Below are 12,018 nucleotides of genomic sequence, written 5' to 3' on the forward strand. Positions count from 1 at the left end.
AGTGCTTTTAATTCGAACAAATTCTAATCGGCAAAGGTCAACAGGCCCTAACGATTAAGCGTTACCCTTCACTTTCATATTTAGGGTTTTAGCAAAATCTAGCATGCGAGTTAGCGGAATGAGCGCCTTTTCACGCAGTGCATCATCTACAAAAACCTCGTGCTCTGCTTTATTGTCTGCAGTAAGCGAGGTGTAAATGGCGTGTAGGCCGTTCATTGCCATCCACGGACAATGAGCGCAGCTACGACAAGTTGCGCCGTTACCGCCTGTAGGTGCTTCAATTAAGGTTTTACCTGGTGCAGCTTGCTGCATCTTGTAGAAAATACCTTTGTCGGTTGCCACAATGAAAGTATCGTTATCCATTGTCTGCGCAGCTTTAATTAGCTGACTGGTTGAGCCAACCGCGTCGGCAATCGCTACCACATTTGCAGGTGATTCTGGGTGAACCAGTACCGCTGCATTAGGGTATTGTTGCTTTAACTGCTTAAGTGCGTTCGATTTAAACTCGTCGTGCACAATACAGTCGCCCTGCCACATCAGCATATCTGCGCCAGTTTCTTTGGCGATGTAAGAGCCTAAATGACGGTCTGGGCCCCAGATAATCTTTTTACCTTCGCTATCAAGATGCTCAACTATTTCTAGTGCAATGCTTGAAGTGACAACCCAGTCTGCGCGAGCTTTGACCGCTGCAGAAGTATTAGCATAAACCACAACAGTATGGTCTGGGTGAGCGTCACAGAACTCACTAAACTGCTCGATTGGGCAACCAAGGTCTAGTGAGCACGTCGCTTCTAACGTTGGCATGTACACGGTTTTTTCTGGGCTTAAGATCTTTGCGGTTTCGCCCATGAACTTAACACCCGCGACAATTAATTTATCAGCAGGATGATCACGACCAAAACGCGCCATCTCAAGAGAATCTGAAACACAACCGCCGGTTTCTTCCGCCAGCGCCTGAATTTCAGGGTCAGTATAATAGTGTGCAACAAGTACCGCGTTTTGTTCTTTTAGTAATTGCTTGATACGTGCTTTGTAAGTTGCTTTTTCATCGTCAGACAACACGGCAGGTTTAGCTGGAAATGGATAGTCAATAGTTTCAATTTGAGGTGCCGACAGACTCATAATACTTCCCAATACAAAATAAGTGGCGCAATTATACGAAAACGTCACATAAAACAAAAGGACGCAGTTTGCGTCCTTTTTAAATTAATGTTCAATTATTCAACATAATTTGAACAGGCTGATTTACTTCATCGCCATCAGCATTTCTTGTGGATTCTCTAGATAGTGTTTCCACAAGTTACAGAAGCGAGCGATAGTGCCACCATCAATCACGCGGTGATCGCCAGACCAACTTACTTGCATGATCTTACGTGCTTCTACTTCACCATTATCATTAAAGCGCGGTAAGTTTTGCAGCTTACCGAGAGCAACAATTGCCACCTCTGGTTTATTTATAATTGGCGTAGCGACTGTGCCACCTAAGGCGCCAATGTTTGAGATGGTAATGGTACCTTCTTTAAGATCGGCTGGCGCAACACGTCCGCTACGAGCGTCGTTGGTCAAACGGGTGATATCAGCTGCAACATCTAAAATCGACTTGGCTTGTACGTCTTTGACATTAGGTACTAGCAGGCCAACTTTTGAGTCAACTGCCATGCCGATATTGTGGCTTGCTTTGTACGTTAGCTCACTACAATCAGCATTCACTTGCGAATTGAGAATTGGGTACTCATTGATCGCTAGCGACATCGCCTTCATAAAAAATGGCATCATGGTTAGCTTAACGTCTTCAGTCGAGTAGCGTTTCTTCATTGATTCACGCAGCGCAACGAGTTCAGTTAGATCAAACTCTTCGCAATAGGTGAAGTGCGGAATGGTAGACACAGACTCCACCATCATCTTCGCCATCACAGCCTTAACGCCTTTGATTGGCTCAACGCGATCAGCAGCGCTTGCCACAGGAGCTGGAGCAACAGGAGCATTTGTAGTAACGGGTGCGCTTGGTGTTGCAACTGTCTTAGCAGCACTAACTTGACCACCTTGACTATGACGCTCAACATCTTCTTTGTATACGCGGCCATTTTTACCGCTGCCTTTTACTTCAGCGATATTAATATCAAGGCTACGTGCTAGGCGGCGAACAGCTGGACTTGCCAGTGCTTTACCTTGCGCAACGCCCTCACTCGGTGCTGCTGTAGCAGTTGTTGCTACTTCAGCTTGTTCAGCTGGCACAGCTACCGGCGCCGCACTGCCTTCGACTTCAATCGCAAATAGTGGCGAGTGAACTTTAGCAAGCTGGCCTTTGCGGTAATAGTGCTTGACCATTTTGCCCGCCTTAATTGCTGGAATTTGCACAAGCGCTTTATCAGTCATCACATCAGCAATGGGTTGATCTTCTTCAACCATCTCGCCTTCTTGCACTAGCCATTCAACCAATTCACACTCAACAATACCTTCACCGATATCGGGTAATAAAAAGTCTTCTACAACCGCGCCACCAGTGCTAGTAGTAACAGGGGCAGTTGTATCAGGCGCAGATTCAGCTGCGCTAGCACTTGCTTCATTAGTGTCGTCAGCTTGCTCAGCGGCAACCTCACCCGCGTCACCGTCAACATCGACTGCATATAGTGGCTTGTGAACAATAGCAATGTCACCTTTAGCGTAATAAAGCTTAGTGATCTTACCTGCGTGCGGCGCTGGAATTTGGACCAATGCTTTGTCAGTCATCACATCGGCAATCGGTTGGTCTTCAACGACGACATCACCTTCTTGTACTAACCAGTCAACCAGCTCACACTCAACTACGCCTTCGCCAATATCTGGCAAAATAAAATCTTTAATCATTGCCAACTACTCCTAGAAGCCAACAGAAGCTTTAATGGCTTCGTATGTTTTATGCTCATCTGGCATGTATTCTTTTTCATGAATTAGCGGGTACGGCGTATCTAGACCACACACTCGGCTAATTGGCGACTCTAGGTACAAGAAGCACTCTTGTTGAATAGTCGCGGCAATTTCACCAGCAAAGCCACCAGTTAACGGCGCTTCGTGGTTGATCAGTAGGCGGCCTGTTTTCTTAACAGACGCGGCAACGGTATCAACATCCCATGGTGCGAGTGAACGTAAATCGATGATTTCGCATGAAATGCCTTCTTTTTCAGCTTTCTTGCATGCATTCTCTACAATTTCCATTTGCGCGCCCCAAGCAAGCACTGTGATGTCTGTACCTTGCTTAACTACTTCTGCTTTACCGAGTTCGATCTCATAATCGCCCTCAGGTACTTCGCCCACAGATGCGCGATAAAGACGCTTAGGCTCGAAGAATACCACTGGGTTAGGATCGCGCATTGCCGCAAGCAACAAGCCTTTTGCTTGCTCTGGGTTTCTTGGCACCACGACTTTCAAACCCGGGGTTTGAGTAAAGTAAGCTTCTGGCGATTGTGAGTGATAATGACCACCAGCGATACCACCACCATAAGGGGTACGGAACGTCAAACCGCCAACGTCAAACTGGTTACCACTGCGGTAACGGAATTTAGCCGACTCATTCACGATTTGGTCAAACGCCGGAAAGATATAATCAGCGAACTGAATTTCAGCAACAGCAGTTAAACCTGCAGCAGCGTAACCGTTAGCAAAACCAGCAATACCTTGCTCAGTTAACGGTGTATTGAAACAACGCTCTTTACCAAACTTTTCTTGCAGTCCTGAAGTTGCACGGAAAACACCGCCAAAGTGGCCAACGTCTTCACCAAATACGATCATTGATTGGTTTTTTTCCATCTCAATGGATAACGCCTCGTTGATGGCGTGTAACATATTCATTTGAGCCACGGCTTAAATTCTCCCTGCACTTTTAGGATAAGCATTTGGATACTTGTTGATATGCTCTTTTAATTCACTTAGTTGCTTCTTAAGCGCTGGTGTTGGCTTGTCAAAAACATCTTCAATGATTTCATCAATATGTGGAGCAGGCAGTTTTTCAGCGGTTTTCACAGCTGACAATACTTCTTCACGATACTTCTCATGTAGCTCAGCGTCAGTCGCTTCGTCTAACCAACCCTTGTTGATCATCCATAACTTAAAGCGCTTAACTGGGTCATGCTGCTGCCATTTCGCTTCTTCTTCTTTTGAACGATAACCTGATGGGTCATCTGATGAAGAGTGCGCGCCAAGACGGTATGACATCGCTTCAATCAATACTGGTACATTATGCTCAAGTGCGTATGCGCGAGCCTGCTGTGTTGCAGCTAATACTGCTAGCATGTCGTTACCATCAACACGGATAGTGTGCATGCCGTAGCCTACACCACGGCTAGCAATACCATTACCTGCATATTGTTCTTCAGTTGGTGTTGAAATTGCGTAACCATTATTACGGCAAAAGAAAATAGTGGGTGATTTAAGTACCGCAGCCATGTTTAGACCTGCGTGGAAGTCACCTTCCGACGCTGCACCTTCACCAAAGTAACATACAGCCACATTGCGCTTGCCTTGTAGCTTAAGACCATAAGCGACACCCGTTGCTTGTGGAATTTGCGTGGCTAGCGGCGATGAAATGGTTTGGTAATTTAACTCTTGGCTGCCATAGTGGATCGGCATTTGACGACCTTTACCAAAGTCTTTCTCGTTACTGAACATTTGATTCATAAACTGCTCAGTCGGAAAGCCGCGGTATCTTAGTGCCGCGTGTTCACGATACTGCGCAAGAATAACGTCGCCATCATCAAGCGCTGCAGCACTGCCAATCACTGCCGCTTCTTCACCAGTACATGTCATATAGAAACTAATACGACCTTGACGCTGGGCACCAAGCATACGTTCGTCTAGCACTCGCGTGAATACGCAAGTGTCGTAAATTTTGTTCGCTAGCTCTTGATCAATATTTGGCAAAACCGCTTGTTCATAAGTGGTGCCGTCCGCTTGCAAAATGCGCAAGGTTGGAATGTGCAATGACGCTTTATCTAAGAAGCTGACACGATGCACAGTGTCATTATTCGTTGTTGCGTTGCTCATATTGTGCTCTTAGTTATAGGGTAAATAGTTACCTGATATTATAATCTGCTGATAAACATTACGTTAACGTAAACTACCTAGCAATAGTCATTATTTGCCGTGGCTCATTTTAGCACTTGGGCAAATGTATATAATGGTTTACGACTGCGACAATGTTACTGCACATCTTCATTCGGTGCAGGGATCAAACATAATACTGTGCGTTGCCCGACAGGAACTTTTGCATTTGGGAATACAATTGCTTCAATATCATGCTCAATGATGACTTGTTGGCCACCTTCAGTGGCTAACACCTCGCCTTTATTAAATTGAGTAAAGTTCTCTGTACTATCTGCAAAGCTGAATGTGAAGTCTTCAAAGTGTTTATTCACTGAGCGTGACACTTTATATAGGTTTAGCTGCTCAGCGTCATAGGCTGGTAATTCAACTTCAGTTTGGGTCACAAGCGCGGTTAGCATGGCTTTAGCTTTTGCAAATTTACTCATATCGTTTTGCCCAAATGGCATGACCTTACCTAGCTCAACGGTAAACGCATCGGCACCAAACTCATTAGATGAATAGTAGCTAAATGTGGTTGTCGGCTCGTGGTGATACAAAATGGTATCGACACCACATGCGGCCAAAAACATCATTTGCTCGCCACTGTAGCTCTTATGACGATAAGGGTAAATGGCAAACTTCTCATGCTTTGATGGTTTAATTGCGGTGTGCAGGTCATAGTGAATACGCTGTTTGTCACCATTTTGCTCAAAGAAGTCTCGTACATAACCTTCTAAGGCTTTAGCGCGCACTCTTTCCTGGTTTTTGGTATCACCTTTTGCATGTCCGCCGCTAAATAAACGGTTCATGTTCTCTTCAACAAAACGGGTTTTGTTGTGAATAGATGGCGGATTACCAATTAGAAACAACACTCGTTGCTTTAGCGTTAACTCGCCAGTTAATAAGCCTGTAATCAACTCATTGCAGATTTCAATTGGCGCCGTCTCGTTACCGTGCACAGCGCAAGACAGTACGATGTCCTTTTGATAGTCCTTAGGTGTAAAGCAAATTACCCCAGTATCGAGCACTTCAACGTTAACATTGCTGTTGGTATTTACCTTAAATGGTGCGTCGATTGCTTGTGGGTGAGCTAACGTAAATGCGAGGAAATCATTATCTTTAATTGATGCTTGTAACACTCTTCTCTCCTTAACGGTGTTTTATTTGGCGCAGATTCTAACACACGCCACCATCCTTAGGGTTATATGCTAGGTAAATTTGTTTTCACAAATGACTTGCAATCAACTAATAATTTTTTATTATAGCCATCTAAACGTCTAACAATCTAAATATCTAAACGTTTAAACATCTATTGTATGAGTGAGGGGTTATCCATGGCATTAGCAACATTTGGCGCAGGCTGTTTCTGGGGTGTTGAGTATTTCTTTCGTGAAGTTGAAGGTGTATCAGATGCTGTTTGCGGTTATATGGGCGGAGATGATAGCAAGGTAACCTACGAGCAAGTAAAACAAGGTAATACCGGGCATGCCGAAGTGGTGCAAGTTGAGTATGACCCAGAACAAGTCAGTTACGAGCAGCTGCTTGATATCTTTTGGACCAACCACAACCCAACCACCCTTAATCAGCAAGGTGGTGATATTGGCAGTCAATATCGCAGTACAGTGTTCTTTCATAACGCAGAGCAAAAGCAATTAGCCGAGGCTGCAAAAATAGCGCTAATCAAGAGCGGCAAATGGGGCATTAAGCAAATTGTTACTGAAATTGTGCCTTTGCAAAGCTTCCACCGCGCAGAAGAGTATCATCAGCAATATTTAGAGAAAAATGGTCTGCCGAGCTGCCATATTAGTTACTAGATTGATATCCACCTTGATGCTGTAGTGCATGGATAGCTTTACAGCACCGATTGAGCTAATCGAAATACTCGTTGTAAGATCCCTTTACCCTCTTAGCTAAATTCCCTACAATCCCCAGATTATGCGAATGCATTTCATTGGAGAATTAAAATAATGTCTGAATCTCGTCACAGTAATCTGCTTATCTTAGGCTCAGGTCCTGCAGGTTATACAGCTGCCGTTTACGCTGCTCGAGCAAACCTAAAGCCTGTTATGATCACTGGTATGCAACAAGGTGGTCAGCTAACCACTACCACTGAAGTTGAAAACTGGCCAGGTGATGCTGAAGGCCTAACTGGCCCAGCTTTAATGGAACGAATGAAAGAGCATGCTGAGCGTTTCGAGACTGAGATTTTATTTGACCACATCAATGAAGTCACATTAACCGAGCGCCCTTTCAAGCTTAAAGGTGACAATGGCGAATACACATGTGATGCACTAATTATCGCAACGGGTGCATCTGCACGTTACTTAGGTTTACCATCAGAAGAAGCATTTATGGGCCGTGGCGTATCAGCTTGTGCGACTTGTGATGGATTCTTCTACCGTAACCAAAAGGTCGCGGTTATTGGTGGTGGTAACACAGCTGTTGAAGAAGCACTTTACTTGAGCAATATTGCTTCAGAAGTTCACCTAATTCACCGCCGTGATAGCTTCCGCTCAGAAAAAATCTTAACTAAGCGCCTAATGGACAAAGTTGAGAACGGTAATATCGTACTACACCTAGACCAAACCCTTGAAGAAGTGGTTGGCGATGACATGGGTGTAACTGGTCTTAAAAAGAAAAGCACTAAAGACGGCAGCGTTACCGATTTAGAAGTAGCAGGTGTATTCGTTGCTATTGGTCATTCTCCAAACACAGGTATGTTTGAAGGCCAATTAGATATGAATAACGGCTACATTAAAGTGAACAGCGGTCTTGCGGGCAATGCGACTCAAACAAGCATCGAAGGTATTTATGCTTGTGGTGATGTAATGGACCAACACTACCGCCAGGCGATTACCTCTGCAGGTACAGGTTGTATGGCTGCACTTGACGCTGAGCGCTACCTAGACGCTAAAGGCTAACCACTAAATTAGTTACATAAATGCTAAAGGGCTCAGCTGTATAAACTCAGCTGAGCCCTTTTGTTTGTCTTGAACAAAGTAATAACCAAACTAGTTTACACTTTGAATTGATCCACTAGTTTAGCCAGATCAGCTGCGCCTTGGTTTATTTGCTCGCTGTTATCGTTGATTAGTGCATTCTGCTGATGGTTCTCTAGCGACATTTCGTTGATACGGGTGATATTAACGTTTAGCTCGCCAATCACTCTATTTTGCTCTTCAGTTGCATTGGCAATATGACCATTCATATCTGAGATTTGCAAAATACTCGCCTTAACCTGCTCTAACACATCAACAACGGTTGCAGTTTCACTAACGGTTTCAGAAGACGAAGCTTTAGCTTTAACAACAGACGCATTGACGCTGGCAACTGAGCTTCTTATCGCCTCAATTATATTGTTGATCTGCTGGGTTGAGTCCTGGGTGCGACTTGCAAGGGTACGCACCTCATCAGCTACCACAGCAAAGCCGCGACCAGCTTCACCCGCCCTTGCAGCCTCGATTGCGGCATTTAATGCAAGCAAGTTTGTTTGCTCAGCAATACCGACTATCACTTCTAAAATCTGCCCAATTTCACTTGAGCTTACTGTTAAGCTGTGGGTCATTTGCTCAGTATGTTCAAGCTCTTGCGATAACGAATTAATTCTATCCATAGCGCTGCTGACGGCTAGCGACGCAGTGGTGGTTTCGTTTTCAGCGCTTTTGACGGTCTGATTAGCATCTTGTGCATTGGCAGCGACATCTGTTGCGGTAACCGCCATTTGGTTAACTGCTGTGGCTACGCCTTCGGTTTCGGCTTGCACATTGGTTGAGATGTCGCTGGCTGTATTAGCGATGTTAGATAGGTTGGCCGCTAAATCGCTGCTATCCACCACCAGCTCGCTGACTGATTTCACCAACTGCTGGATTTTCTCGGTAAATAAATTGAAGTACTCAGCAATTTGTTTAAGCTCGTCACTGCCTTTTTGAGATAAACGTAAGGTTAGATCTCCCTCACCTCTGGCGATATTTTCAAAGGCTTCAATGGTTTGCTTCATTGGTGAAGCAATACTGACCATGATAACGTAAAGCAACAAGAATACCGGTATCCACACCGCTATTAGTAAGCCAAGGTATTCCCAGATAAAGTCCGACACCGCAACATCTATATCATCCACATAAACGCCGGTACCAATAATCCAACCCCAGGCTTGATGCTTGATCACCATCGACATTTTAGGGCTGGGCTTATCTTGATTAGGTTTATTCCACATGTAGTCGACCCGCGCAGTTTGAGCGCTGCGGGTTTTCACTATCATCTCATCAAACAACATGACGCCATTAGGGTCTTTGAGCTGTCTGACATTAGTACCAACCAACTTCTTAGAAAACGGATGCTGGATCATCACGCCCTGGTCGTTTATCGAAAAGTAATAGTCATTGTCTGAATACCTTAAACTATTGAGTTTAGTAATCGCAGCTGCTTTAGCTTGCTCTTCGCTCATAGTACCGGATACCGCCTGCTGACGATATTGCTCGACAACCGTGTGGGCAACCTCAACCAGCGAAGTGAGTTTTGACTGCTTTTCGTCAACAAGGTATTGCTCAACCTTATTAACGGCAAAGGCGAAAATGAGTAAGGTTGCAATAATGGCTAGTGCAACCATAAACAATAGCCGATTGGCTATGGTAGTTTTACGAAAATATAGGGTAATTGCGTTCATATAATCACCAAACCTTTATTTGTAGGCACAAACACTTCCTGGTGATGCAGACATCAAACTTTAACGATGTGCGGCGTTCCTGCCGTTATTATTAATAATGTGCAACATCATCCATTAACTGTTGTTGTTAAAGGCTTACTTGTCAAAGTGAACATCAGTTTATTCAGCAAAAAACATCAAAAACCGTGAATTTTTTACTTTGTAGGTAGATGAACAAGTTAATTACTTTTATGGCCAAATAAAGTGAGCATGGAACTGCGTTAAGTAAGCTGTTGATGCATGAAATGTCATAACTATGACACAACACCAAGGTTCTCAACTTAAACCCTAAGTATCTAGGCAAATAAGTTAATAACAGGATTTTGGTGAAAGGAGAGTAAAACAAGTAATCGAGAATAATACATGCCCATTAGCGACCCGTTTTACCCAACTGAGGTAATAGGCAACTATTTACTGCATGTAGGAAGATCTATTAGATTGCCGCTAATGCAATTAACTAGTACAAGTAGCGGGCACAACTAACTAGCGTGCGAATAGCTTATTTAGCTATGCCGCGACAACCTGTTTGGCTGGCATACGACGCATAGGTTGCAGTCTGTCGTGCATGACTTTAATCGTGTCAAACTGCTGCAGTAACTTAGACTCGGTTAACTGACAGTTATGCGATAAAATCATCACCGTTGATGCTTGTAGGCTGTCATCAACAACCATAACGAGTACTGACTCACCATTGCATTTCAAGTTAAACAACTTACCTACTTCACTGTAAACACATTCATTACTGGTTTCAAAAAACCACGACTTAGGCATTTGCGGCTTAAGTAGGAAATGGGCCGCTGTTGCATTTAATGCAGTTTGCACAATGGCAGCATCTGAAAGCTTGAGGATTTTAGGAAGGCGCTCCAACATAGCAATATAGAATTTTGCGTGCTCGACACAAAACTCACTGTTGCTCAGTGCGTCTGGGATAAGTAGCTTAGCTTTATATGGGGTCAAGAACTCCATCTCGGAACCCAGTGAGATGCTTAATTGGCCATAAGCTTCATTGAATTCCCAATGCCAGTCCTTATTTGGCATCAATAACATCGCTAGTCACACCTTTACGTTGAAGATGATTCATATACTAGATGATATTTCAAGCGATTACAAAATTTTTTAACAAAAAATGAGCTATTAATCATGTAGTTACCGCGATCTAAAGATCTTACTTTTTGATCGCGGCACGATTTTTGATCAATAACTTAGATCAAATTAGCGATCGTAACTATTTAACGTCATATTGATCGACAATTTGCTTCACTAACTGTGGTCCTTGGTAAATAAAACCAGAATAGATCTGAACCATTTTAGCACCGGCCGCAAACTTATCTTGCGCGTCTTTAGCACTGTTGATGCCACCGACACCAATCACTGGCATAGCGCCGTCTAAATTATCTACAAGCTTTTTAATCACTTGCGTTGATAAGTCGGTTAAAGGTTTACCACTTAACCCGCCAGTTTCTTCTGCGTGTAATAAGCCTTCAACAGCATCACGGCTTAGTGTAGTGTTAGTTGCAATTGCTGCATCAAAGTTATTTTTGATCAAAGAGTCTGAAATACTTTTGATCTCATCATCAGTTAGATCTGGCGCAATCTTTAATGCAACTGGTACATACTTACCGTGTTTCTCTGCTAGCTCGGTTTGCTTAGCTTTGATTGAGCTCAACAAATCATCAAGCAGTTCACCATATTGCAGTGTGCGCAAACCCGGTGTGTTTGGCGATGAAATGTTCACAGCGATGTAGGCTGCATGCTGATAAACCTTGTCCATGCAAATAAGGTAATCATCTTTACCCTGCTCTACTGGCGTATCTTTGTTTTTACCAATATTTACGCCAACCATAATGTCAGTTTTCTTTGCCACTAGGTTACGTACTAGGTTATCAACACCTTTGTTGTTAAAGCCCATGCGATTGATAATGCCTTTGGCAGGTTTTAGGCGGAATAAACGAGGCTGATCGTTACCAGGTTGTGGTCTTGGGGTAACCGTTCCAACCTCAATATGACCAAAACCCATCGCGTGAAACGCATCTATTGACTCACCGTCTTTGTCTAAACCCGCAGCTAATCCAACCGGATTAGGAAAAGTTAAACCCATACACTCTACTGGTGCAGGCTTTACTGTTTGACGATAAAAACAATTCAAAGGGTTGTTTCCCGTCATTTTCAGACTACCGATAGCAATGTTGTGCGCTACCTCTGGGTCCATCTGAAACATCACTTTTTGTGCGAGCTTGTAAAACATGTTTTCTCCTAGG

10 protein-coding genes are annotated in these 12,018 nt (G+C 43.9%); 2 read left to right on the forward strand and 8 right to left on the reverse strand.

Annotated elements, in window-relative coordinates:
* Window positions 1-54: 54 nt before the first annotated feature.
* The 5 genes from nadA to astE all read right to left on the reverse strand — a co-directional run bounded on the left by nadA (window position 55) and on the right by astE (window position 6,197).
* Window positions 55-1,122, reverse strand: a complete 1,068-nt coding sequence (gene nadA / locus G3R49_RS13055) for a quinolinate synthase NadA (RefSeq protein WP_167869968.1) — start codon at window positions 1,120-1,122, stop codon at window positions 55-57.
* 123 nt (window positions 1,123-1,245) lie between these two features.
* Complete coding sequence (locus G3R49_RS13060; RefSeq protein ID WP_167869969.1) at window positions 1,246-2,847, reverse strand: dihydrolipoyllysine-residue acetyltransferase; 1,602 nt, start codon at window positions 2,845-2,847, stop codon at window positions 1,246-1,248.
* Between the two features lie 12 nt (window positions 2,848-2,859).
* Window positions 2,860-3,837, reverse strand: coding sequence for an alpha-ketoacid dehydrogenase subunit beta (locus G3R49_RS13065; RefSeq protein ID WP_130602849.1), 978 nt, complete (start codon window positions 3,835-3,837; stop codon window positions 2,860-2,862).
* A 3-nt stretch (window positions 3,838-3,840) separates the two neighbouring features.
* Window positions 3,841-5,019, reverse strand: a complete 1,179-nt coding sequence (locus tag G3R49_RS13070; protein ID WP_167869970.1) for a thiamine pyrophosphate-dependent dehydrogenase E1 component subunit alpha — start codon at window positions 5,017-5,019, stop codon at window positions 3,841-3,843.
* A 155-nt stretch (window positions 5,020-5,174) separates the two neighbouring features.
* Window positions 5,175-6,197: a succinylglutamate desuccinylase gene (gene astE, locus G3R49_RS13075; protein WP_167869971.1), complete on the reverse strand. Its 1,023-nt coding sequence runs from the start codon at window positions 6,195-6,197 to the stop codon at window positions 5,175-5,177.
* Window positions 6,198-6,392: 195 nt separating this feature from the next.
* Here astE and msrA point away from each other — a divergent pair, with 195 nt between their 5' ends.
* Window positions 6,393-6,872, forward strand: coding sequence for a peptide-methionine (S)-S-oxide reductase MsrA (gene msrA, locus G3R49_RS13080; RefSeq protein ID WP_130602843.1), 480 nt, complete (start codon window positions 6,393-6,395; stop codon window positions 6,870-6,872).
* A gap of 153 nt (window positions 6,873-7,025) precedes the next feature.
* The gene (gene trxB, locus G3R49_RS13085) at window positions 7,026-7,979 is read left to right on the forward strand and encodes a thioredoxin-disulfide reductase (RefSeq protein ID WP_167869972.1); all 954 of its coding nucleotides are present in this window, start codon (window positions 7,026-7,028) and stop codon (window positions 7,977-7,979) included.
* Between the two features lie 95 nt (window positions 7,980-8,074).
* On the opposite strand, the gene G3R49_RS13090 is transcribed toward trxB, so the two are convergent.
* The 3 genes from G3R49_RS13090 to pyrD all read right to left on the reverse strand — a co-directional run bounded on the left by G3R49_RS13090 (window position 8,075) and on the right by pyrD (window position 12,005).
* Entirely contained in the window at window positions 8,075-9,721 is a 1,647-nt protein-coding gene (locus G3R49_RS13090) for a methyl-accepting chemotaxis protein (RefSeq protein WP_167869973.1), read from the reverse strand.
* 546 nt (window positions 9,722-10,267) lie between these two features.
* A complete protein-coding gene (locus G3R49_RS13095) occupies window positions 10,268-10,807 on the reverse strand; it encodes a cell division protein ZapC (RefSeq protein WP_167869974.1) in 540 nt (179 codons plus the stop codon).
* 178 nt (window positions 10,808-10,985) lie between these two features.
* A complete protein-coding gene (gene pyrD, locus G3R49_RS13100; RefSeq protein ID WP_167869975.1) occupies window positions 10,986-12,005 on the reverse strand; it encodes a quinone-dependent dihydroorotate dehydrogenase in 1,020 nt (339 codons plus the stop codon).
* Window positions 12,006-12,018 lie beyond the last annotated feature (13 nt).

Origin of the sequence: Shewanella sp. WXL01 (genome assembly GCF_012263345.1) — a bacterium.
Taxonomy (GTDB): domain Bacteria; phylum Pseudomonadota; class Gammaproteobacteria; order Enterobacterales; family Shewanellaceae; genus Shewanella; species Shewanella maritima.